This is a genomic window from Brevibacillus migulae (genome assembly GCF_004521915.1).
GTDB lineage: Bacteria > Bacillota > Bacilli > Brevibacillales > Brevibacillaceae > Brevibacillus_F > Brevibacillus_F migulae.
Genome location: NZ_SDKD01000041.1, coordinates 1 through 23,216, shown reverse-complemented (window position 1 = coordinate 23,216; position 23,216 = coordinate 1). Strand labels below are relative to the sequence as shown.

Annotated in this window: 23 protein-coding genes; 18 read left to right on the top strand and 5 right to left on the bottom strand. The window is 50.1% G+C overall.

What is annotated here, in order from left to right; translation table 11 throughout:
• Nucleotides 1-143: 143 nt before the first annotated feature.
• Complete coding sequence (locus EIZ37_RS24945; RefSeq protein ID WP_134687474.1) at nucleotides 144-1,229, bottom strand: coiled-coil domain-containing protein; 1,086 nt, start codon at nucleotides 1,227-1,229, stop codon at nucleotides 144-146.
• Nucleotides 1,230-1,400: 171 nt separating this feature from the next.
• Between EIZ37_RS24945 and EIZ37_RS24940 the strand changes: the two genes are divergently transcribed.
• Nucleotides 1,401-2,546, top strand: a complete 1,146-nt coding sequence (locus EIZ37_RS24940; RefSeq protein ID WP_134687473.1) for a class I SAM-dependent methyltransferase — start codon at nucleotides 1,401-1,403, stop codon at nucleotides 2,544-2,546.
• Between the two features lie 35 nt (nucleotides 2,547-2,581).
• On the opposite strand, the gene EIZ37_RS24935 is transcribed toward EIZ37_RS24940, so the two are convergent.
• Together EIZ37_RS24935 and EIZ37_RS24930 are read right to left on the bottom strand one after the other, a co-directional pair.
• Nucleotides 2,582-2,848 carry a DUF2626 family protein gene (locus EIZ37_RS24935; protein ID WP_134687472.1) on the bottom strand — a complete coding sequence of 89 codons (267 nt, stop codon included), beginning with the start codon at nucleotides 2,846-2,848 and terminating at the stop codon, nucleotides 2,582-2,584.
• A gap of 112 nt (nucleotides 2,849-2,960) precedes the next feature.
• Entirely contained in the window at nucleotides 2,961-3,680 is a 720-nt protein-coding gene (locus EIZ37_RS24930) for a helix-turn-helix transcriptional regulator (RefSeq protein ID WP_134687471.1), read from the bottom strand.
• Nucleotides 3,681-3,903: 223 nt separating this feature from the next.
• Here EIZ37_RS24930 and EIZ37_RS24925 point away from each other — a divergent pair, with 223 nt between their 5' ends.
• From EIZ37_RS24925 to EIZ37_RS24915, 3 genes are all read left to right on the top strand, one after another.
• Nucleotides 3,904-4,287 carry a Spx/MgsR family RNA polymerase-binding regulatory protein gene (locus EIZ37_RS24925; protein WP_134687470.1) on the top strand — a complete coding sequence of 128 codons (384 nt, stop codon included), beginning with the start codon at nucleotides 3,904-3,906 and terminating at the stop codon, nucleotides 4,285-4,287.
• 182 nt (nucleotides 4,288-4,469) lie between these two features.
• Nucleotides 4,470-5,228 carry an enoyl-CoA hydratase/isomerase family protein gene (locus EIZ37_RS24920; RefSeq protein WP_134687469.1) on the top strand — a complete coding sequence of 253 codons (759 nt, stop codon included), beginning with the start codon at nucleotides 4,470-4,472 and terminating at the stop codon, nucleotides 5,226-5,228.
• 149 nt (nucleotides 5,229-5,377) lie between these two features.
• Nucleotides 5,378-6,016: an RsfA family transcriptional regulator gene (locus EIZ37_RS24915; protein WP_134687468.1), complete on the top strand. Its 639-nt coding sequence runs from the start codon at nucleotides 5,378-5,380 to the stop codon at nucleotides 6,014-6,016.
• Between the two features lie 53 nt (nucleotides 6,017-6,069).
• On the opposite strand, the gene EIZ37_RS24910 is transcribed toward EIZ37_RS24915, so the two are convergent.
• Nucleotides 6,070-6,537 carry an N-acetyltransferase gene (locus EIZ37_RS24910; protein ID WP_134687467.1) on the bottom strand — a complete coding sequence of 156 codons (468 nt, stop codon included), beginning with the start codon at nucleotides 6,535-6,537 and terminating at the stop codon, nucleotides 6,070-6,072.
• Between the two features lie 205 nt (nucleotides 6,538-6,742).
• Between EIZ37_RS24910 and accC the strand changes: the two genes are divergently transcribed.
• The 12 genes from accC to EIZ37_RS24850 all read left to right on the top strand — a co-directional run bounded on the left by accC (nucleotide 6,743) and on the right by EIZ37_RS24850 (nucleotide 19,435).
• Entirely contained in the window at nucleotides 6,743-8,080 is a 1,338-nt protein-coding gene (accC, locus tag EIZ37_RS24905) for an acetyl-CoA carboxylase biotin carboxylase subunit (protein WP_134687466.1), read from the top strand.
• A gap of 36 nt (nucleotides 8,081-8,116) precedes the next feature.
• Nucleotides 8,117-8,329 (top strand): acetyl-CoA carboxylase biotin carboxyl carrier protein subunit, encoded by a 213-nt coding sequence (locus EIZ37_RS24900; protein ID WP_134687465.1) that lies wholly within the window; start codon nucleotides 8,117-8,119, stop codon nucleotides 8,327-8,329.
• 49 nt (nucleotides 8,330-8,378) lie between these two features.
• Entirely contained in the window at nucleotides 8,379-9,281 is a 903-nt protein-coding gene (locus EIZ37_RS24895; protein ID WP_134687464.1) for a hydroxymethylglutaryl-CoA lyase, read from the top strand.
• Nucleotides 9,278-10,051, top strand: coding sequence for an enoyl-CoA hydratase-related protein (locus tag EIZ37_RS24890; protein ID WP_134687463.1), 774 nt, complete (start codon nucleotides 9,278-9,280; stop codon nucleotides 10,049-10,051). The genes EIZ37_RS24895 and EIZ37_RS24890 overlap by 4 nt, the downstream gene beginning before the upstream one ends.
• Before the next feature lie 16 nt (nucleotides 10,052-10,067).
• A complete protein-coding gene (locus EIZ37_RS24885; protein ID WP_134687462.1) occupies nucleotides 10,068-11,606 on the top strand; it encodes an acyl-CoA carboxylase subunit beta in 1,539 nt (512 codons plus the stop codon).
• Between the two features lie 127 nt (nucleotides 11,607-11,733).
• Nucleotides 11,734-12,678 carry a ketopantoate reductase family protein gene (locus tag EIZ37_RS24880; RefSeq protein ID WP_134687461.1) on the top strand — a complete coding sequence of 315 codons (945 nt, stop codon included), beginning with the start codon at nucleotides 11,734-11,736 and terminating at the stop codon, nucleotides 12,676-12,678.
• Between the two features lie 43 nt (nucleotides 12,679-12,721).
• Entirely contained in the window at nucleotides 12,722-13,120 is a 399-nt protein-coding gene (locus EIZ37_RS24875; protein ID WP_134687460.1) for a DUF3397 family protein, read from the top strand.
• 89 nt (nucleotides 13,121-13,209) lie between these two features.
• Nucleotides 13,210-13,767: a helix-turn-helix domain-containing protein gene (locus tag EIZ37_RS24870; protein WP_134687459.1), complete on the top strand. Its 558-nt coding sequence runs from the start codon at nucleotides 13,210-13,212 to the stop codon at nucleotides 13,765-13,767.
• A gap of 109 nt (nucleotides 13,768-13,876) precedes the next feature.
• Complete coding sequence (gene bshC, locus EIZ37_RS24865) at nucleotides 13,877-15,511, top strand: bacillithiol biosynthesis cysteine-adding enzyme BshC (RefSeq protein WP_134687458.1); 1,635 nt, start codon at nucleotides 13,877-13,879, stop codon at nucleotides 15,509-15,511.
• A gap of 135 nt (nucleotides 15,512-15,646) precedes the next feature.
• Complete coding sequence (locus tag EIZ37_RS24860) at nucleotides 15,647-17,056, top strand: MBOAT family O-acyltransferase (protein WP_134687457.1); 1,410 nt, start codon at nucleotides 15,647-15,649, stop codon at nucleotides 17,054-17,056.
• Between the two features lie 12 nt (nucleotides 17,057-17,068).
• The gene (locus EIZ37_RS24855; RefSeq protein WP_134687456.1) at nucleotides 17,069-18,124 is read left to right on the top strand and encodes a hypothetical protein; all 1,056 of its coding nucleotides are present in this window, start codon (nucleotides 17,069-17,071) and stop codon (nucleotides 18,122-18,124) included.
• Nucleotides 18,125-18,421: 297 nt separating this feature from the next.
• Entirely contained in the window at nucleotides 18,422-19,435 is a 1,014-nt protein-coding gene (locus tag EIZ37_RS24850; protein WP_167569122.1) for an S-layer homology domain-containing protein, read from the top strand.
• Between the two features lie 26 nt (nucleotides 19,436-19,461).
• On the opposite strand, the gene EIZ37_RS24845 is transcribed toward EIZ37_RS24850, so the two are convergent.
• The gene (locus EIZ37_RS24845; protein ID WP_134687454.1) at nucleotides 19,462-20,757 is read right to left on the bottom strand and encodes an APC family permease; all 1,296 of its coding nucleotides are present in this window, start codon (nucleotides 20,755-20,757) and stop codon (nucleotides 19,462-19,464) included.
• Between the two features lie 124 nt (nucleotides 20,758-20,881).
• Between EIZ37_RS24845 and EIZ37_RS24840 the strand changes: the two genes are divergently transcribed.
• Together EIZ37_RS24840 and EIZ37_RS24835 are read left to right on the top strand one after the other, a co-directional pair.
• A complete protein-coding gene (locus EIZ37_RS24840) occupies nucleotides 20,882-21,790 on the top strand; it encodes a LysR family transcriptional regulator (RefSeq protein WP_134687453.1) in 909 nt (302 codons plus the stop codon).
• Between the two features lie 62 nt (nucleotides 21,791-21,852).
• Complete coding sequence (locus EIZ37_RS24835) at nucleotides 21,853-23,112, top strand: adenosylhomocysteinase (RefSeq protein ID WP_134687452.1); 1,260 nt, start codon at nucleotides 21,853-21,855, stop codon at nucleotides 23,110-23,112.
• Nucleotides 23,113-23,216 lie beyond the last annotated feature (104 nt).

The following is a 23,216-nucleotide window of genomic DNA, read 5'->3' as shown; positions in this document are numbered from 1 at the left end:
GAAGGTCGCCCGAAAATTTCAGTTTCCTACTCTACTATCAAAAATTATTTACTTCACGACCAATCAACCTGATACAGCAAGAAAAACTACCGCTAAAGAAGGACTCGACAACTTCTTCGGGAGAACTTCTATTGAAGTTTTTCTCATTTTTTGCCGAAGCCAAACGGGAAATTGAGCTTCAGCTTCAGGGTCAAGGCCTGATCGGCAAGACGGATGCTTTGCACCTGGACATTGGGGGAGATCACAGACGGATAAAAGCCGAGGTCGTATTTCTTCTCCATCTCTTCAATCGTCGTCTGCGGCAGTTCAAATCCGTCAAACGTGAGCTTGGTAATATGAAACTTTAATTCCTGCGGGGAGACATATTCATAGTTGCCAACAATGCGCAGATTCATCTGATCATAGGATCCTTCGACCATCAATTGATCATTCTCAAAAGTGAAGCGGGATTGCTTGAACAGATCATTTTTGGACATGAGGAACTGGTTAAAGTCCTCTTCACTGATCGTCAATGTATGGGAAAACAGATCCTCGGAAGAAATCCGCTCAGGTGTCGCCAGCTCCTGCACTTGGAACATGGCGGCAGCCAGCTCGCTGAAGAACGTGTTGAAGGCGGGGAGACCGCGCTCGCGCCAATCTACAATCAGGTGATCCATCAGCGATTCGACGCCTGCCGGATCGCTCAGTTTGTTCAGATTGCGTTCCTTCTCGGCTTGGACGATCAGCAGCTGCTGCAGCTGGGATTCAAAGTGCTTGCGCAGCTCCGTCACACGGCTCAAACGGTTTTGCTTAGTGGCTTGCATCTGTTCGAGCTTGGCCCTTTCCTGTTGAAATCGCTCCAGCGTATTCAGGTCTCTTTCGTAGAGCAACTGTAAAAACTCGTACAGCAAGAGGAAATCATTGAAATTTTCGGTATCAAAAATCAAAGACAACAGAGAGGTGCGTTCACCCATGTAGTAGGCTCTGGCCACCTCGCCGGCGTGCTTGCGCATGGCCGCGATGATGGATGCCTGCTTGCCCATATCCAGCGTAAGCTGCGCAATTTCTGTCTGCAGTGCTTTTTCCTCTTCCTTTACAAGCGATAAACTCCGTTCCAGCTCTTTTTGCGTCAGATGCTGCTGCAAGATGAGCTCCTCTAAGGGGGGAGCAGGCTCAACAGCACCAACGATCGAAGAGACGGATGAGAGGCTGAGGAGAAAAACAAGCATAATCATTACAAATCTTCGCATACTGTCACCTTTTCGGCATCGGTCACAGGAATTGAACAGATTGCCTGATCCCTGTGATTGTCTGCCATTTCACTTTCATGTTACAATTCCGGTGTTCATATTCACCTATTATACCGTGATTTGCCAAGCTGTGGGAAAAGAAAAGAATTTCCTGTTAGGAGTATATGATGCATGGAGCTGATTGACTACCTTCGCGAAAAAATGATGCAGCATGAACAAAAAGCGATCTCGTTTGCCGAATATATGGAGCTCGCTTTGTACCATCCGCAGTGGGGCTACTATACCGCAGAACGGGTAAAAGTCGGAAAAGAAGGCGATTTTTACACAAGTGCCTCGGTGCATCCCGTCTTTGCGCACACACTGGCAGATGCGATCCTGGAGATGCTGCAAAAATCTCGGGTCGAGGAGCCGACACTTGTCGAGGTGGGTGGCGGTACCGGTTATTTGATGAAACATATGCTGGAGCATATTCGTTGCACAGCGCCAGCTAGCTACGAAAAGCTGAAGGTTCTCATGGTAGAGGCAAGCCCATATCACCGCGCTTTGCAAGAGCAGGCCATTGCTGATGAAGCGGTACCGAAGCAATGGGTTTCTTCCATCGAGGAAGCGGCAGAGCGCATCCAGATAGAGGGAGTCGTCGTCTCTAACGAATGGCTGGATGCCTATCCTGTTCATCTGCTGGAAAAGGGAAAAAACGGCTGGCGTGAAATCGGGGTGACCTGGGATGAGCAGGGGCAAGCCTTCAAGGAGACGTACCTGAACGAGCTAACCGAGCAGGCAAAATCGATGCTGCAGGAAAGAGAACCATCCGTCTTGCCAGGTTCCCGGGTGGAATTAAATGCGGGGATGAAGCAGGCCATTGCCGCAGTCGGAAACATGCTTACGCGCGGCTATGCAATCACCATTGACTACGGTGACGAAGAAGAACAGCTGTATCATCCTTCCCGCAAACGAGGGACTTTGATGTGCTACTATCGCCATCAAGCACATGACAATCCATTCATACATGTAGGCGAGCAGGATATGACCGCCCATGTGAATTTTTCCGCTTTGCAGAGATGGGGGGAAGCGGCGGGGCTTCGTTCGCTCGCTTATTTGCGTCAGGATCAATTTTTACTCCGTCATGGGATCCTGCAGCGTTTGCAAAATCATCAGGATCGAGATCCTTTCTCCAGCGAAGCGATGAAACGGAATCGAGCCATTCGCCAGCTAATCGCACCGGATGGAATGGGGCGGGTCTTTCGCGTGCTGGTACAGGCGAAAGAAGTGCCGATGGACCTGCCGCTTCGCCTGCTGCAAAAAGAAAAGTGGACGTAAAAAAAGATGCCCGCATGCGAGCATCTTTTTTCGATTTACAGAATGGAGAGCAAAAGCGAATGCTCTTGTGGACCTACTGGCATCACGAAGAAGGTGTAGTAGGTGAAGCCTACGAAGGAGAAGAACATGAATCCAAAAAAGATATTCAGATATGCTCGTTCCGACAGGCTCATGTAGCTTAACGCCACAAAGAATGCAGTCAAGGCAAAGAAAATGAGTGCCATTGGGTACAGACCGCCCCAGAAAGACATGAGGGCAATCACCAAGGTCCAGAAGCCAAGAACGCGATACATGCGATCCATCTGTATACCCCCTTTTCGCAGTGCAGGTAAGATTTTCTACAAGATTCCTATCCCATTATATCGGAGAGGGACAATCGTGTAAACGGGAAGGTATGACGGATTTATGACACACCTATCCCTGAACGGATTGTTTCTGCAAACGAATCATCGTATAGCTGCATGAATTGCAGCCGGTGATCATCGAGCTTTCTTCCTGTAATTCAATTTCTCCAAAGAAGGCTTCAAATATTCCCGTCAGCATGGCATTGTGCATTTTGCATACACTTTTCGGAAAGCGCTTCGCGGTTTCCGAAAAAGTACAATTATATACACGGAAACGGATCATGTTTTGATTTACGGATTCAATGTCGGGTTTCAGGCCTTGGGCGATGACCAGACGGTGAATATGCTCCAGTATCGTTTCTATCGAGTCGCTGTCGAGTTGAATGGGATATTGCGACATCGCGCGCTTAGCCATTTCCTGTCCCATGCGGTGTCCCATCTTGATCAATGCCTGCTCGCCCGCTTCGCCAAAGGTAAGCAAGCTTTCAATGGCCATATCCGCCAGCAATTGATAATCCCGAGGGGGGAATTGCAAGCTGACAACCTGATCGGACAAGGCATACAGCCGGCTTGGTCGGCCGCCTTTTCCGGTTTTGTCCGAGAACGATTTGATCAGATCGACATCTTCCAATTTAGCCAAGTGCAATCGGGCCACATTGGGGTGGATGCTAAAATGGTCGGCGAGCTCTTGGACGGAAAGTGGATGCTTGCTATCGGCGACATATTGGTAAATCGCAAAACGAGTCGGATCTGCCAATGCGCTCGTCAGTTTTTGGGCATCATGTCCCACGTGTGTTTCCCCCTTTCACTATAGCTTCTTAATCTAGTGTAGCCGATTTTGTCGAAGATGTTAAGAACGGAGTGTGGAATCCTGCAGTTTAACAAGGTTTACATGGTTTTTATATTTTACACTATTGACATAGTGTTAATGAGAAATTTATAATGCAATCATCAGGAATTTTCCTTACAAAAGTATAGATACATTCCTTTTTGGATTGGGAGGGGTTATTGATATGGCAGTAGCAAAAACCACACGCAAAGTCACTTTCTTTACATATCCGAGCTGTACGTCCTGTCGGAAGGCGAAGGCATGGCTGCAGGAAAACGGGATCTCTTATGAGGAGCGCCACCTTTTCCGCAACCCGCCTTCTTCGGACGAACTGATGGATATCATGAAAAAGACGACTAGCGGAGCAGATGAGATTTTATCTCGCCGCAGCCAAACCTTTAAAAATCTCGACGTTGATATCAATGACATGACGGTCAGCGAACTGCTGGAAATGCTGAGCGATGACCCGCGGTTATTGAAACGCCCGATTTTAACGGATGGAGAAAATGTCATCATCGGTTACAATTCTGATGCAATGAAAAATTTTTTAAACGATTCGAATTCATAAAATCCCATCGACATCATTGCAGACATGGCGCCAAATACTTTGTGCAGCCGCGTTTTTCAAAAACTCATAAATCTAGCAACAAATGAATACAATCAGTTGAGAGGGGGCTACCCCTCTTTTTTCTTTTCTATTGCCTGTTTACAATGGAGAAAATAGCAGGGAGAGGGGAGGCTGGTCGTACTATGGAAACCATTAAACTCGAGCAAGAGGATGGTATCGCCATTCTGACCCTGAATCGGCCGGAAGTGCGCAATGCGATCAATATGAAGATGGTGCAAGAAATCAATGAGGTGCTTGCTCGGCTAGAGCGTGACCCATCCATAAAAGTAGTGGTTTTTACAGGCAGCGGGAGCACCTTTATTTCAGGCGGAGATCTCGCGCAGTTTGGTGCGGTCAGAGGCTTTGAGGAGGCGCTTCCGTTACTGTCCAGGGTTGGAGATCTGCTGCAAACCATCACGAATTTTTCCAAACCCGTGATTGCCATGATCAATGGAACGGCAGTGGGAGGCGGCTGCGAATTTGCCGCCGCCTGTCATATTCGCGTGGCGAGTGAGGAGGCCAAGCTTGGTTTTGTGCAGATCGGCATGCATATTACAACCGGGTGGGGTGGGGGGAGTCGTCTACTTTCTCTCTTGCCGGAAGCAAAAGCTTTGACGCTGCTGCTGACAGGTGAAAAAGTGTCTGCTTACACAGCACTGTCCTATGGTTTGGTCGACTTTGTGCATCCGGCGGCCCAGCTGCGGGAGCAAACGCTCACCTTCGCGGCCAAAATGGCGAAGCAGCCGCTGACCTCGATCACTTCTTATATGAAGCTGCTTGCCTGGAAACGTGAAGGTTTGCCGATGGAAGAGCGCATTCGCCTGGAGATTGAGCAATGTGCTGGCCTTTGGGGCAGTGAACAGCATGTTGGGGCAATCGAACGTTTTTTTCGCAAGGAATAGATTGTAGATTAGCTTTGCCTTCCGCTTCGTTTAAACAAATGCTTGCTTGGACATACTTTTTCTAGTAGAAAGCGATTCTATGAGAGTAGGGAAAAGCATAGGATGAATTACATCATCCTTTTTAAAGGTAAGCGGGAGGGACGTATAATATGGTAGCATCCAGGCAGGACGCATGGACAGAAGACGACGATTTGGTACTGGCCGAAGTTACACTCCGCCACATCCGTGAAGGCGGCACACAGTTAGCAGCCTTTGAAGAGGTGGGACAACGGCTTGGCCGCACGGCAGCAGCTTGCGGATTCCGGTGGAACAGTACCGTTCGTAAACGATATGATGCCGCAATTGCGATTGCCAAAGGGCAGCGGCAGCAAATGAAGAAACTGGGCAGAATCGGGCAGGTGGCCACGGCACAGGCAGATACAGAAATAGCCGAAGAACCGGTAATCTTTTCGCCGCCCAAGGAACATATTTCGACTCCTGACTTGGATGAGGAACAGCAAATTGAGACAGCGATCCGTTTGCTCACCAATCAAAAAGAGACGGTGCGCAAGCTGAATCAGCTGGAGCAGCTGCTGCAGAGCAAGGAAATGGAGATAAAAGAATTAAGAGAAGAGAACGACAGAATCAAAAAAGAATTGGAAACCGTTCAAGATGTGAGCGAGGACTACAAGGCGCTGCTGCAGATCATGGAACGAGCACGCAAGCTCGTGTTCCTGCAGGAAGAGGAGCCCGCCAAGCCTGTCTTCAAGATGGATGAGAACGGCAACTTGGAACGCATTGAAAAATAAGAATGAAAAAAAGAAGCGGATTTCCGCTTCTTTTTTTGTTAGCCGTCTGGCAGCTAGTCCTGCATGGTTACGCCTTCTGGGAGCCACACGTATGGATTTTCACCGCGGTCACGCATCGGGTTATACTTGACGGGTTTGAAATCCATTTTCAACCAAAATTCATCCGCTCGGCAGCGTGAATTCGTTTTGATGGGCAAACCGGTGCTTTTTGCATAGTTCACCAGAGCTGTTCCATAGTCTTTTCCACGATAGTCAGGCAATACTTCGAGCTTCCACAGCTCGTAGTAGTCTTGAGCTGGTTGGAAATAGCGATCGTATTTGCCCTCAATCTTATACAGGCTCATGCGTGCAACCAAACGGTTATCGTCATAGATGCCGTAGAAGGGTGAGTCGGAGTCATTTTCCACGATATTGGCTTCCAGATCTTCCTTCATCGAAAGCTCTTCCAGGCCAAATTCCCGGAATTTTTGAAACTCCTCAAGTGTTTTATAATTGATGCTTAAACGTTTTACTTCATACATGAGGTCATTCACTCCTCCCGCGCAATAGCTAAACAATCCGATTCGATCTTATTATACACGAATAGGCAGAGTTTTTCTCTTTTCAATTTTTTTCTAGAACAATCAACGGAAACATGGCACAATAGAGTACAGGAGCAGGCAATTTTTTTCAATCTTTGTGAAAGCGTTTACTTTACAAGTATTAACAAATGGAGGGAGAGTTGGCATGCGCAAGGTATTGATTGCGAATCGGGGGGAAATCGCCCGCCGGATCATACGCTCTTGTCAAAAGCAAGGGATCTCCACGGTTGCTGTCTACTCGGAGGCAGACAAGGCAATGCCATTCGTTAGGGAAGCGGACGAAGCGATTCATATCGGACCGCCACCTGTGCCGCAAAGCTATCTGAACATCGATGCCATTTTGGCTGCAGCAAAAGAGACAGGAGCGGATGCCATCCATCCGGGGTACGGACTGCTTTCGGAAAATGCGACCTTTGCCAAGCGGTGCAGGGAAGCAGGGCTTACATTTATCGGGCCTACTCCTGAGGTAATTGCGGACATGGGCGATAAAGTGACCGCGCGAAAAATCATGCGTGATGCTGGTGTGCCAGTCGTGCCGGGCTTTGAAGGAAAAATGGAGACAGCCGAAGAAGCCATCAGCCATGCAGCGCAAATGGGTTATCCGGTCATGCTGAAGGCGAGTGCAGGCGGCGGTGGAATTGGGATGCAGGTCGTTCATGATGACGAAGAATTGCGGCAAGCATTTCAGTCCGCACGCGGCAGAGCCAAGGCTTACTTCGGAAACGACACCATGTTCCTTGAAAAGTATGTGGAGAATCCGCACCATATCGAAGTGCAGATCGTCGCGGACAATCATGGAAATGTGCTGCATTTGCTGGAGCGGGAATGCTCGATACAGCGCCGCCATCAAAAGGTGCTGGAGGAAAGCCCTTCGCCGTTTTTGGATCAGCAAACCCGGGAGCAAATTTGCGAGGCAGCTGTGCAGGCAGCAAAGGCAGTTAACTACACGGGAGTAGGAACCGTGGAATTCATCATGGATGACCAGAAGCGCTTCTACTTTTTGGAGATGAACACACGCTTGCAGGTGGAACATCCCGTGACCGAAGAAATGACGGGATTGGATCTGGTGGCGATGCAGCTTGATGTGGCGGCAGGAGCCGTGCTAGAGCTCAAGCAGGAAGACGTAAAAGCGCTTCGTCATGCGATTGAATGCCGTATTTACGCGGAAGATCCGGTTACCTTCTTGCCGTCGCCGGGTACGATTGCGGACTATGTACCTCCGAAAATGGAGCATGTTCGTATCGACGATGCTGTAGAGGCAGGGACCCAGGTCACTCCTTTTTATGACCCGATGATCGCCAAGCTGATTGTCTCCGGTACCACGAGAGCAGAGGCCATTGCGCGGGCGATAGAGGCATTGCAGCAGTATGAGATCAGCGGAATCAAAACCAATCTGCCCTTTTTGTTGGAAGTGCTGCAGGATGAAGAATTTCAGCAAGGTGTCTACACGACGCAATTCATACAGCGAAAACGAATAAAATAAACCGATGAATCAATGAAAATGAAGGAGTGCATTCAAATGAAACAAGTAACAGCAACCATGGCAGGAACCGTGATTCAAGTGCTTGTAAGCGCAGGAGACAATGTAGGGGCAGGCCAAGATGTCATCGTGATGGAATCGATGAAAATGGAAGTGCCTCTGCAGGCGGAAGCGGCAGGCACCGTGAAGGAAGTAAAGGTAAACATCGGGGATTTTGTCAATGAAGGAGACATCGTTCTCGTATTGGAATAAACGCATGTTGACCAACTGAGCGCTCGCTAGATTTGGGGGAGGTAGGCAAATGGAGGTCAAGATCGTGGAAGTGGGACCGCGGGACGGGTTGCAAAATGAGAAAGAGATTCTCCCCACCGCGGCAAAAATTGAACTGATAAACAGGCTGAGTGCGTCAGGCCTACGTTATATTGAAGCGAGCTCTTTCGTCAATCCGAAATGGATTCCCCAGCTGGCGGACGCTGTGGAAGTGCTGAATGGCATTGAACAGCGTCCGGAGGTTTGCTACAGCGCGTTGGTTCCCAACTTGCGCGGGTGGGATCGGGTAAAGGAGACACGCCTGCAGCAAATCGCCGTCTTCATGTCGGCAAGCGAGAGCCACAATCAAAAAAACATCAACAAATCGATCGCGGATACGTATCCGGTTCTGGCGGAAGTCGTCACAGCCGCCCGTGAGCACGGTATTCCCGTACGCGGCTACGTGTCTACTGTTTTTGGCTGCCCGTACGAAGGAGATGTCCCGATTGCCAACAGTCTGAGGGTGACGGAAGCCCTGCTTGCCATGGGGATTCAGGAGATCTCGATCGGAGATACCATCGGTGTAGCCACTCCGAAGCAAGTCCATGAAAAATTTTCGGCACTCGTACAGGAGTTTTCGGCAGAACGGTTGGCTGCACATTTCCATGATACACGAGGCACAGGTCTGGCCAATGTGGTAGCAGCGCTAGAGGAAGGAATCCGGATCTTTGACAGCTCCATCGGAGGTTTGGGCGGCTGCCCTTATGCGCCGGGCGCAGCCGGGAATATCTCCACCGAGGATCTGGTATATATGCTGGAGGGCATGGGGGTTCACACGGGTGTCGACCTCGAAAAGCTTTTAGATGCAGGAGCGTACATCCAGAGTCAGCTGGGAAGGACCCTCCCTTCGAAAATGCTGCAAGCGCATTGTGCCGCGAGAGGAGAATCCAAGTGAGTGTACGTTTTGAAAAGGATGGACTTATCGGCATATTGACCATTGAGCGTCCCGAAGTGTTTAACTGTCTCAATCTGGAAACGCTTCAGACCATGCGTGAGTATCTGGCCGCGTTGAATATCCACCGCGATGTACGTGTATTGATTGTTACGGGAGCAGGGGATAAAGCGTTTTGCTCCGGTGCCGACTTGAAGGAACGCCGGACGATGAGCGATCAGCAGGTGCAGCACTATATCCGCACGATTCGCGATACCTTTACGGAGATTGAGCGCCTGCCCATCCCAGTCATCGCGGCGGTCAATGGCCTTGCCTTGGGCGGCGGGACCGAGCTGGCTCTCGCTTGCGATCTGCGGGTGATGAGCGAGACGGCTGAAATGGGGCTGACCGAAACCTCGCTGGGCATCATCCCGGGAGCGGGAGGAACGCAAAGGCTTCCCCGCCTTGTCGGCAAAGGGATTGCGAAAGAACTGATTCTGACCGCGCGCCGAGTGAAAGCGGCGGAAGCTGTGCAAATCGGCTTGGTGAACAGAGTGGCGCCAGCTGAACAGGTGCTGGCCGTAAGCCGTGAGCTGGCCGAATCCATCGCAGCCAATGCTCCGCTTGCTTTGGCCCAAGCAAAATACGCGGTCGATTATGGACTGGAAGTGGATTTGGCAACAGGTCTCGCCATCGAAAGCAATGCATATCAAGTACTCATTCCTACAAAAGATCGCATGGAAGGGCTGACCGCATTCAAGGAAAAGCGCAAGCCCCATTACCGTGGAGAGTAGAAACAGGAGGAGAAAGATGAGCAACCAAATGGAAGATATTTTGCGTGAGCGGATGGCCCAGGTGGAAAAGGGCGGAGATGAAAAATATCATGCCAAGCTGAAGGAACAAAACAAGCTGTTTGTCCGCGATCGGCTGAAGCTCTTGTTTGACGATGAATTCATGCTGGAGGACGGCTTGTTCGCCAATTTCCTGGCAGGGGACTTGCCGGCGGACGGTGTGGTGACGGCGATCGGGAAGGTGAATGGGCAGACGGTCTGTGTCATGGCCAATGACTCTACCGTGAAAGCCGGATCATGGGGCTCCCGCACCGTAGAAAAAATCATCCGGATTCAGGAAACGGCAGAAAAAATGCGTGTGCCGCTGATATATCTCGTGGACTCGGCAGGCGCTCGGATTACGGATCAGTTGGAGATGTTCCCGGGCCGACGCGGAGCGGGCCGGATCTTTTACAATCAGGTGAAGCTATCGGGGAAAGTGCCGCAAATCTGCATCCTGTTTGGACCGTCTGCTGCCGGTGGAGCCTATATCCCGGCTTTCTGCGATATTGTCATCATGGTTGAGCATAATGCCAGCATGTATCTGGGGTCGCCGCGGATGGCTGAGATGGTCATCGGCCAAAAAGTCACCCTGGAGGAGCTGGGCGGGGCACGGATGCATTGCTCGGTGAGCGGATGCGGAGACGTACTGGCGGCAAATGAAGAGGAAGCGATTCAATCCGCTCGCAAGTACCTTTCCTATTTTCCTGCTAACTACACGGAGAAGCCGCCGGTGACAGTAGGGATGGCACCGAATCCGCAAGCAAAGGATATCAGCACAATCGTTCCGGAAAACCAGAATGCGCCTTTCAATATGTATGATTTTATCGATGCATTGGTGGATGAGGACTCCTTCTTTGAGATCAAAAAATTGTTCGCACAGGAGCTCATCACCGGGATCGCCCGCTTGGATGGAAAGCCCGTCGGAATTATCGCCAACCAGCCGCGCGTCAAAGGCGGCGTCCTTTTCGTTGACTCCGCGGACAAGGCGGCCCGCTTCATCAATTTGTGCGATGCTTACCATATTCCCCTGCTGTTCCTGGCTGATGTTCCTGGTTTCATGATCGGAACTGCGGTAGAACGGGCGGGGATCATCCGGCATGGCGCAAAAATGATTTCTGCCATGTCAGAGGCGACGGTGCCGAAAATTTCCCTCATCGTGCGCAAAGCATACGGCGCAGGATTGTATGCGATGGCGGGTCCTGCTTTCGAACCGGATGCATGCTTGGCTTTGCCGGGAGCGCAGATCGCCGTGATGGGGCCGGAAGCAGCGGTTAACGCCGTCTACAGCAACAAGATCCAAGCAATTGAAGATCCTCAGGAACGACAAGCTTTCATCATGGAGAAACGGAAGGAATATCAGGAAGACATCGATCTTTACTTGCTGGCTTCTGACCTGATCGTCGATGGGATCGTACCACCGGCAAACCTCCGTCAAGAGCTGATCAACCGTTATACGGTCTATGCAAGCAAGCGGCAGATTTTTACCGACCGCAAGCACCCGGTCTACCCTGTATAAAAACATTCGAAGCTCGTTTGCCCTGATTAATGGGGTCGAACGAGCTTTGTTGCATTGAAGCGGTTGTGAAATTTTGGTATGCTATGGTTTAGAATTATTACTAAGAATGGAAACAGGTGGCATTTTTATGCGTATTGTCATTATCGGCGGGGGCGCGGTTGGCTTGCTTTTCGCTGCACGCCTGCTTCAGGCGAATCAACGAGTACAGCTTGTCACCCGGACAGATGCCCAGGCTGAAGCGCTTTGTGCAAATGGGGTCATTTTGCGCGATTTGCATGGAAAGCGGCAGCGAATCGATATAGAGGCCATTTCCTCGACAAACCCTCTCCCTGAAGCCGACCTCTATCTTCTCACCGTGAAGCAGACACATGTACCCGCACTCCTACCTGCGTTGCACTCCATTCCCGCTGGATCCATCCTGGTTGCGATGCAAAATGGCATGGGACATGGCGAACAACTTTCCAAGATCATCCGTGACCAATTTCTCTACGTAGCCGTCAATACGGAAGGGGCGCGCAGAATTTCGCCGATTGAAGTCGAACATACAGGGGAAGGAAAGTTGCGAATCGGTTCGTGGAAAAAGCAAGAGGGGGAGGATCCTGCCATCGCACGGGTTCTCGCTTTGCTGAATCGCGGGGGGATTCGGGCTGAGTACGTGCAAGACGTAGAAAAAATCCTTTGGGACAAGTTGATTGCAAACGCTTTGATCAACCCATTGACCGCCATCCATGAGGTGCAAAATGGCATGCTCCTTCAATCCGCCGAGCTGACTGCACAGATGCGTCAATTATTTGAAGAAGCGACAGCGGTAGCTGACATTTGTGGACAAAAATTTAATGAGACTACTTGGCAGGAAATTCTAACCATTTGCCGAAATACTTCCCGAAATACTTCTTCCATGCTACAAGATTTGCAGCAAGGAAAACAGACAGAAATCGAGGCGATAACCGGATATCTTGTCCAAAAGGCAAAAGAGCATGGCATTTCGACACCTGGACATGAAACGTTGCGTCAAGTGATTCGTCTCAAAGAGCAGATGAACAGACTTGGCAGCAAGCATAGCGGCGGGTAAGTGCGACAAGCGAAGATTGATTTGTCGAAGGGAGTGACGAAGCATGTCTTTTTTGATAGATGGATGGGTGTTTGTATGGGGTATTCTCGCCACATTTCCATTCTTCGGCTTCGTCATGATCTATCTTGCGGTGATGCTGTGGAAACGCAACAAGCGACAGGCAGCGAATTGGGCGATAAATATTACGAATTTTTTGTTGATTCACGCTGTGATGTCGCAGTATTCGCTGATTTGGCCCGATGCCTGGTCAGTCTGGTGGTGGATTGTATTGCTCTTTGTGGGGCTGCTCTTCCTGCTAGGCTGGCTGCAGGTAAAAGTGCGTGGAAAGATCTCGCTGAAAAAAATCAGTTTTTCCACCTGGCGTATCAGTTTCTTGTTGCTTTGCCTTGCTTATGTATGCCTCTTTACAGCTGGAGTATGGAAAACGATGCAACTAGGCTAGCCAACTTTGTCTACATAGGGCAGTTCCGAAAAGAGAAAGCGCTCTTTTCGTACAAGAAAAAAAGTTTTTGGTGAAAAGAGGTCGATAGCATGCGTCTACCGATAGAGATGATCGGGAATAAGATCCGGATGATTCGTAAAGAACGAGGTTACACACTGGAAACAATGGCAAACAAAACAGGCTTGAGCAAAGGCTTGCTCAGCCAGGTGGAACGCGGCATCTCGCAGCCATCACTCGATTCGCTGTGGAGAATTACCAGAGCTCTTGACTCTTCCATCACTCATTTCTTTGAGGATGTCAATCAAAAGCATGTCTATGTCACACGAAAAGAGCAGCGTCGCCAGGTGGTGTTCCCTGAATCCACAGGGACTTACTCCTTGCTTTCAGCAGGGTCGGGAGGCAAGCTCGGCCTGATGGAAGTGCGGCTCAAGCCGGGTGAGGTCATCGTCGATCAATTTATCCAGCAGGACGGAGAAGAATGCATCGTCGTAAACCAAGGCAGTGTCGTCGTTCGCGTGGGTGACGAGGTTCATCATTTGTATGCGGGCGACAGCTTGTACTTCGCGAGCGCCCAGAGTCATGTAGTGGAAAACGCGGACGATGGAGAAGCCGTTTTAATCTGGGCATTAACCCCGCCGCAGCTGTAAAATTGGAAAAAAAGTGTAGGGCAACCCATTACGGCGGGTTGTCTTATTTTTTGGGAGGCCAACACATGATATAATTTGCAAAGAATCGTCAGGAAAGAAGGAACTACACATGAATATTTTGAACGCACAATTCCCGTCTTCCAATCGGTTGGTCGACGACTATGTGAACCAAAGGATGGGGATGCAGACGTTCTTCCCATATACGCCGTACGATCAGGCATCTTATCAAGCCAGACTTTCTTACTTGCAGCGTCGCCCGCTTCCGCATCGAGAACAACTCGCGGAAGGATTGCTCGCGTATAATCAAGCGATCGGAAATCATCCGGATGCGTTAGCGCGGATTCACAGCCTTCGTCAGGAAAATGCGGTTGTCGTCATTGCCGGCCAGCAAGCGGGTGTGTTAACCGGCCCCCTCTATACCATACATAAAGCCATTCATCTCATCCAAGCAGCGAAGCAATTGGAGGAGGAGCACGGAGTTCCAGTGGTTCCGGTCTTCTGGATTGCGGGAGAGGACCATGACTGGGAAGAGATCAACCATCTCTTTCTGCCTGCGGGCGAAGGGTTAAAAAAATGCAGGTTGGACCTGGCGAAGACAGGCAAGACTTCCGCGAGCATGATGCCTTTGGATCTTGATGCCTGTCGCGCGTTTCTGGCATCGTTTTTCGATGGCATGACGGAGACGGAGCACACCGCTGCGCTGCGGCGATTGGCGGAAGAGACGGCAGCAGCTGCAGACAATGTAGCAGACTGGTTTGCCCGGATCATGGTCAGCCTCTTTGGCAAGCATGGACTGGTATTCGTAGAATCGTCTCTTCCTTTTGTCCGGGAGCTTGAACGACCGGTGTTTGAGCAAATCATCCAGCAAAACGAGGAGTTGGGCAGCCTGCTGCTGCGGGCAGATGAACAGATCAAGCAAAATGGTTATGAGCCGCAGCTTGCCATCGAAGAAAATCAGGCGCATTTCTTCCTCTATGAAGAAGGGCAGCGGCTGCTGCTGGAACGCAAACAGGATCGATTCATGACGAAGGACGGCCGCTATCGATATAGCCGCGAGCAATTGCTGACCATGCTTGAAACCGATCCCGCGAGATTTAGTGCCAATGTCGTGACAAGACCGCTCATGCAGGAGCACCTGTTTCCCACGTTAGCCTTTATTGGCGGACCGGGAGAAGTCGCGTATTGGGCTTATTTTGCTGAGGTGTTTTCTCACTTCGGCTACCAGCTGCCGATTGTCCTGCCGCGGATGTCGATTACGCTGGTTGAAGGGGCGATCACCAGATATCTGCAGCAGCTCGATTTGCCGGCAACACAAGTGCTGCACGGCTTTGCCGGTTGGAAGGAAGCATGGCTGAAGCAGATCAAGACAGATTCCCAGGCAGAGCATCTGCTGGCCCGCTTCGCCCAGACCAAGCAGGAATTGCTTCATCAATATCAACCGCTCGTGCAGGACGTGATAGCATTTGACCAGGGCTTGGCGGAGCTTGCAGAAAAAAATACGGTCCGTTTGCTGGAGCAAGTCGATTTTCTTCAGCAAAAAATAGAGCAGTCGCTGCGCAATCGCCATGAAGTGACGCTGACTCGCATGCAGCGTGTGGAACAAGCGCTATTGCCGGAGGGAAGGTGGCAGGAAAGAGTTTACTCTTATTTCGTCTTTGCCAACAAATACGGTCCCGAGCTGATTGACCAGCTGGTCGCCGCTCCTTTTTCGCCAGGGCCAGCCCATCATATCGTTTCTCTTTAGCCAACATACAGCCCCGCGGTGTCAGATGCCGCGCGGGCTGTTTCCTTACTTCTGTCATATTGACGGGATTCTGCTAGAAAAGGTATAGTTACTGCGGGTCATCGAAATTACTCAGGAAAGGATGAGTTGGCCACCTTGCTGTTTAATTCGTACGAGTTTATCTTTTTGTATTTACCAATCACGTTCGCTGTCTATTTTCTATTGAATCGCTTCCGATTGACCAAAGTGGGGATTGCCTGGCTGGCGCTGGCATCGCTGTTTTTTTACAGCTGGTGGAATATTGCCAATCTCCCGTTAATGATGGGGAGCATTTTGTTCAACTATACAGTCGGCACCATGCTGGCCAAAGGAACGCTTGATCGGTTCATTCCCAAAAAATCATTGCTCATCTTAAGTATTACAGCCAATCTGCTGTTTTTGGGCTACTACAAATATGCCAACTTCTTTCTGGAGAATCTCAATTTTCTGTTGGATACGAAGTTTGCATTTTTACATGTGGCGCTGCCGTTGGGGATCAGCTTTTTTACTTTTACGCAGATCGCCTACCTGGTCGACACGTACCGCGGATCTTCGAAGGAATATAACTTCATCAACTATGTATTGTTCGTCACCTTTTTTCCGCACTTGATCGCGGGACCGATTCTGCATCACAAGGAAATGATGCCGCAGTTCGAAAATAAGCGGGCTAAGGTGATCAACTGGCGCAATATCTCTCACGGCTTGCTGCTGTTTGGCATCGGATTGTTTAAAAAAGTCATCATTGCGGACACGTTTGCGGGGTGGGCAAGCCCAGGATTTGCAGCGACAAGCCTGACATTCACCGAAGCGTGGGCCACAGCGCTGAGCTATACCTTCCAGCTTTATTTTGATTTTTCGGGGTATACCGACATGGCATTGGGGATCGCCCTGTTGTTCAACATTCGTTTGCCGCAAAATTTCGATTCCCCCTACAAATCCAATTCGATCATCGATTTCTGGCGTCGTTGGCATATGACCCTGTCCCGGTTCTTGCGTGATTATCTGTACATCGCCTTGGGCGGTAACCGGAAAGGGGCGTTTCGCCGCCACCTCAACCTGATGATTACGATGGTGCTTGGCGGATTGTGGCACGGTGCAGCCTGGACGTTTGTGGTCTGGGGCTTTATGCATGGAGCCGCCTTGGTGGTCAACCATTTTTGGCGTCAGCTCGGATTCAAAATGCACTGGCTGCTGGGGCGGTTGTTGACATTTTTGTTTGTCGTCGTCGCATGGGTCTTTTTCCGGGCGGAGAGCTTTACACAAGCCATGGTTGTGTTGAAAGGCATGGTGAATGTGGAGCAGACCGGCCTTTTCACGAGTGGGATATCACCTGCTTTGCCATGGGGCAGAAAAGAGCTGATTGTGCTGTTCCTCGCTTTCCTGTTCGTCACGATCTGGAAAAACAGCAGCGAATGGGAGAAGGGGTTCCAGCCAAAATGGAGATGGGCCGTCGCCGCAGCGGTTCTGATCGTGGCTGGCATCTATGGCTTGAATCGCGTTTCCGAATTTTTATATTTCCAGTTTTAATAGGGAGGACGTATGAAGCAACATAAACGATGGTCAATCACAGTGCTATCCCTGGTCATCCTGTTGATGGGCGTCTTGATGGGAATCAATTTTGCTGTGGACCCATTGCAATATTATCGCAAAGCCGACTACCCGCCTTCTTTCTCGACCCAACAGCGCTATCAAAATCCTGGTCTGGCGCGCAACTATGATTATGACACGATTATCATCGGCACTTCGATGACGGAAAACTTCCTGCCCTCGTATGTCGACAAGAAGCTTGGCGGCAAAACGCTTAAGCTGTCCATGTCCGGAGCGACGGCTAAGGAGCAATACATGATTGCCAAAATGGCGATTGATACCGGTAAAGTGAAGCATGTCATTTGGGGCGTGGATTACTTTGCCCTGCGCGGTGAGCCAGACCGCGTGCGTGACGAGTACGGTCCGTTTCCGTTTTATTTTTATGACAAGAATCCGCTCAATGAATGGCGATATTTGTTGAACGTGGATACGACCATGGATTCCTTGAAAATTGTCGGGAGCAGAATGGGGCTATATGATCAGCCTGCTCAGGATCTCAACTTGCTGAATACGTGGACAAACTATACGTTCAGCAAGCAAGTGGTGATGAAGGAATGGGACAAGGTGAAGCAAAGCCAACCGGTCACCTCGAGTGAATATGAGTTTTCCAACATTCAGCATAATCTGGATCACAACCTGATTTCGTTGATCAAAGACCATCCGGAGATTCAATTCACGTTGTTCTACCCGCCATACTCGATTCTGCAGCACCGTTTCTTCTATGAAAAAGGGAAGGTACTGTTTGACAATGAGCTCGCGGCGAAAAAATATTTGTTTGATCAAGTCGGATCCTGGAAGCAAGTGCGCATTTTTGACTTTCAGCAAGAAAGCACCATTACCTTCAACCTGAATAATTATAAGGATCTGGCCCACCACTCCATGGCAATCAACGAGTATATGATTGATTGTATCGCTGCCGAGCGTTACCTCGTCACAGCAGACACACTGGCGGCATTCAATGAGGAGCTTCGCAAGCAGGTGGAAAGCCTCCAGCTGGAGAATTTATAAGGATGATGAAAACCACTTTTCGCGTTGGCGTATAAAAAAGTGGTTTTCCCTCTGTATCAGCAAGTAGAACTTTGCGATCATTCAACCTGATACAGCATGAAAAACTTCCTTTCATAAAGGGATCGACAATTTCTTCGAGAGGCTTCTCTCGCAGTTTTTCTTATAAAAAAAGACATTCATATTTTTAACAGGAAACGAATAACGTCGAGAAACGTCTAATTATAGAGAGCGGATGAAACCAACATCTGCCGCATGATGATTGAAAACTACCTGATAAGGAAGATAGGTGACGCTGTTGTGAAGATACGATCAGTCATCACATGCTGCCTGGCTTTTGTTTTGGGTCTGCAGCTTGTTGCACAAGGCTCGGCTTCAGCTGATACAGGGACAACTACTTATGCGGATATAAAAGGTCATTGGGCCTCCAAGGATATCATGGAACTGGCGAATGAGGGGATCGTGAAGGGCTTTCCGGATGGTACCTTTCATCCGGATGTGCCGATTTCAGAAGAGCAATTCATGGCTTTAATCTACCGCATGCTCCCGCCGATCACAGGGGACGAGGTAGATGAATTTGCGCAGGAGACCTATTTGAAAAAGAGCAAGGGACGCTGGTCAGACGCGACGTATCGGAAAATGCTCATCGCGGGGATCATCGGCTATGACGAGCCAGCAGGATCCATAAACCGGAGCGAGGCTGCCCGCATTTTGCTCGCAGCACTCGCGGCACAGTCTGAAGGCGATCAGTACAGGGGCTCAAAAACGAAATTTTTCAAAGATGTTCCCCTGGAAGAAATCAATTTAGTTACGATCTATCCGATCTATAAGCTTGGTGTCATGACGGGCTATCCGGATGGAACATTCCGTCCGAACGACAACGTCACGCGTGCGCAGGCGGTGGTGCTGCTCAAGCGCTTCCGTGAAAAAATGGCGGAGCTGTACCCGGACAATGTGAACCAAGAAACAAAAGGTCTGATCATCCAAACGGCCAAATCGACGGTTCCGCTGTTGCAGGAGGCCGTGGGGATTACCGATATGGAACAGATGAAGAAGTATGTGAAGGAGAAAAAGCTGCCGGTGACGGATGCGTTTCTGGATGAACACTTCTGGTACCTCAAAGCGAAGGACGGCGTAGATTATATCCGCCATCCTGATTTTGATGAATTGCTGTACATTTCACGGATATGGGATAACAAGTATCGCGTGACGGTCCAGTATTACGCAGGGGAACTGGGCGGAAGCGTTGACCGAACCTTCTATTTTACTTCCCCGGACGGAAAATCTTTTACGCTGATCGGGAAAAACGAATAAGAAAAAAGCCTAGTACTCGAACGGTACTAGGCTTTCGCATTTTCAGTGGATTGGGAGAGCGCTGCTTTTCTTTTCTCGACTAGATGCAGGACGATCACGACGACAAACGGATAAAGCGCAGACCAACCGAGGAAAGGATACAGCGCACAAGTCACGATCAGGGAGATCCAAGCCGAGGTGCTTCCCAGTCGACTGCCTTTCAGCAATCGGACGCCGGCAAGGCAACCGCCGATATAGGTGGCGAAAAAGGTGGCGTTGGGAAGCTCAATGATCGCGGCCAACGAGATCAGCTTTGTAGACAGCACGGTGATCACGATGGCGAAGCATGCGCATAAAAAGGCGAGCCCTCCGATCGGGGTGTGATATTTTCGATGCAGGATCCCGAACCATTTCGGGGCGATGCCCTGGTGAGAAAGAGAGTAAGCAATCCGGGAAGCGGCGCCGATATAGGCATTTGTAGCGGCGATACAGATAAATAGCGCAGTGATGGCGACAATCCAGCCGCCAACGGGACCCAAGGTCAATTGCACCATCACGGACAGAGAAGCCGCAGAAAGACCGTCTCCGTAGCTGTGCGTAGCGACGGTCATAAAGGCAATGCCGAAATACATGAGAGCGACCAATCCCGCACTCCATAGCACGCCACGGATCGCATTTTTTTCAGGATCCACAAACTCTTCCGATAAATGCGTCACAGCCTCCCAGCCAATGAAGCACCAAAACAGCAACCCGGCGACCTGAATCACGCTCAACCAACCATGCGGAACAAAAGGGGTGAAATGGGCAGTGGAGGCATGCGGGATCGACGTGACGATGGCAAGCACCAGAGTTGCGATAATCAAGGAGATGACCACCGTCTGCACCTGGCTCGCGATTTTCATGCCAAAATAGTTCATGACCAGTGTGGCAAGCAGGATCAAGCCTGCGGTTACATAGATTTGCAAATCACTCCAGCCCAGCAAAATGGCGAGGTAATGGGAGCCTGTCACGGCGACGACTGGAGCCCCGATCGGAACAGACAGCAGGAAAAACCAGCCGACCATATTGCCGTACCGATCGCCAAATGCCAGCCGGACGAAGTGGGAAACCCCTCCGGCATTGGGGTGCCTGGCGGAGAGCAGTCCCATCGTCAAAGCCATCGGGATCACGATGATCGACATGATCAGCCAGGCGATAATGGAGGCTGGCCCTGCAATCTCTGCGGCCAATCCCGGAATAAGCAGGATGCCGGAGCCAATGACCGCTCCGATATAAAGGGCGACGATTTGCGGCAGGGACAGGGTTTTATGCAGCCCTACCGCTTGCTCAGTTGCTTTTGACATGAGGAACCACGCTTCTTTCGCATGAAATTTCAGTTATGTGCAGTGTACCATATCCTTTTGCATCAGAATTATCTATAATAATTGATAAAGACAATCGGAAATCTCGATTGGAAGGGGAGAAGCAATGGATACGCGGTATTTGCAAACGTTTCGCGAGGTAGCCAAGTGGCAAAGCTTTACGAAAGCAGCGGAAGTGCTGGGATATGCACAATCCAGTGTGACGACACAGATTCAAAATATCGAGACGGAATTCGGAGTGACGTTATTTGAACGCTGGGGCAGAAAAATCCGTCTGACCCATGCCGGGGAAACGCTGCTGTTGTATACGGAGCAGCTGCTTACTTTGTTGGATGAAGCCAAGGGGAATTTGTCGGAGCAAGCCCAGCTGTCTGGGACGCTGACGATCGGAACGGTCGAATCATTGGCGGCATTTTTTCTTCCCCCGTATTTGCAAATTTTTCAAAAAGAGCACCCGCGAATCAAGCTGATGCTGACACCAGGGGTATGTCAAGATTTGCGCAGGGGCGTTCACGATGGTTCTTATGATTTTGCTGTCGTGTTGGACCGGTTGCAGGATCATCCCGATCTCGTGACCATGAATCTGGGTGAGGAGAAATTGGTCGTCATCGCACCCTCCGATCATCGGCTGGTCCACAAAGACAACGTGGTAGCCAGCGATTTTGCCGGTGAAAACTGGATATTTACCGAATTTGGCTGCAGCTATCGGATGATGATGGAAACGATCCTGCGGGAAACGGGCACACAGGTAGCCAGTTCACTTGAATTTGGCAGCTTGGAAGCCATCAAGCAATGCGTATCCTATGGATTAGGAATTGCTTTATTGCCGATGATTGCGGTGAAAGAAGAGGTAAGCAAGGGTCGGTTGGCCATCTTGCCGTTTGCGCATCCAGAGATTCGGGTGTATCGCCAGCTGATCTATCATAAAAAACGGTGGGTCACGCAAGCGCAGAAACGATTGATCGATCTGTTACAGACTGGAAGTGTAATGTCCTTGTCCCAAGAAAAGGGATGAACCGCCCCAATCTGTATGGTAAGATAAGTATAAGTTGCACTCAAAGGAGGACTTCAATTTTCATGAATACGGTAGCTGAAAGCATTGTAAAAGACATGTCCCTTGCTCCAAACGGTCATCTCAAGATCGATTGGGTAAAAGAACATATGCCTGTATTAAATCGGATTCGCGCTCGTTTCGAACAGGAAAAACCGTTCGCGGGCTTGAAAGTGGCGATTTCTCTCCACCTGGAAGCAAAAACCGCTTATTTGGCAAAAGTGGTGCAAGCGGGCGGAGCGGAAGTGACCATCACGGGCTCCAATCCGCTTTCTACACAGGACGATGTGTGCGCGGCTTTGGTGGAGGACGGCATTCGCGTTTTCGCAAAATACAATCCATCGCCTGAAGAATATAAAAGCCACCTGATCAAAACATTGGAAACTCGCCCTGACCTGATCATTGACGACGGCGGCGATCTTGTTTCCATCCTACATAGCGAACGCCGTGACCTGCTGCCCCAAGTACGCGGAGGCGCGGAAGAAACAACAACGGGTATCCTTCGCCTGAAAGCGCTGGAGTCCGAAGGCAAGCTGGAATTCCCGATGGTAGCGGTAAACGATGCGTTCTGCAAATACTTGTTTGACAACCGTTACGGTACCGGTCAATCCGTATGGGATGGCATCAACCGTACGACGAACCTCGTAGTTGCTGGGAAAACTGTTGTCGTGGTTGGCTACGGCTGGTGCGGTAAAGGCGTGGCAATGCGCGCGAAAGGTCTCGGCGCGAAAGTCATCGTGACGGAAATCGATCCGATCAAAGCGGTAGAAGCATACATGGATGGCTTTGAAGTCATGTCCATGAAGGAAGCGGCTAAGCACGGCGATTTCTTCGTAACCGTGACTGGAAACCGCGATGTGATCCGCAAAGAGCATTTTGAAGTGATGAAGGATGGAGCGATTCTTTCCAACGCGGGCCACTTTGACGTAGAAGTGAACAAAGTGGAGCTGGGTGAAATGGCAGCCTCCAAGCGCGTGGTGCGCAAAGACATCGAGGAATACGCGCTTGCCGACGGACGCAAAATCTACCTCCTGGCTGAAGGACGTCTTGTTAACCTGGCAGCAGGGGATGGCCATCCAGCCGAGATTATGGATATGACCTTTGCGCTGCAAGCGGTAGGGCTCGAGTATGTGAGCAAAAACTACCAAAGCATCGGCAAAAAAGTGATCAACGTTCCTTATGAGCTGGATGCGGAAGTTGCCCGGAACAAACTGGAGGCGCTGGGTATCACCATCGATACGCTGAATCCTGAGCAAAAAGCGTACCTCGAGAGCTGGGCAGAATAAGAACTCAAGCCCTTTTTTGAAAAAATAACAGAGAATCCGAAAAAAACCTGCTTACAAAAGCAGGTCAGACTGACGAGAAACCCCATATTTTACTGGGGTTTTTC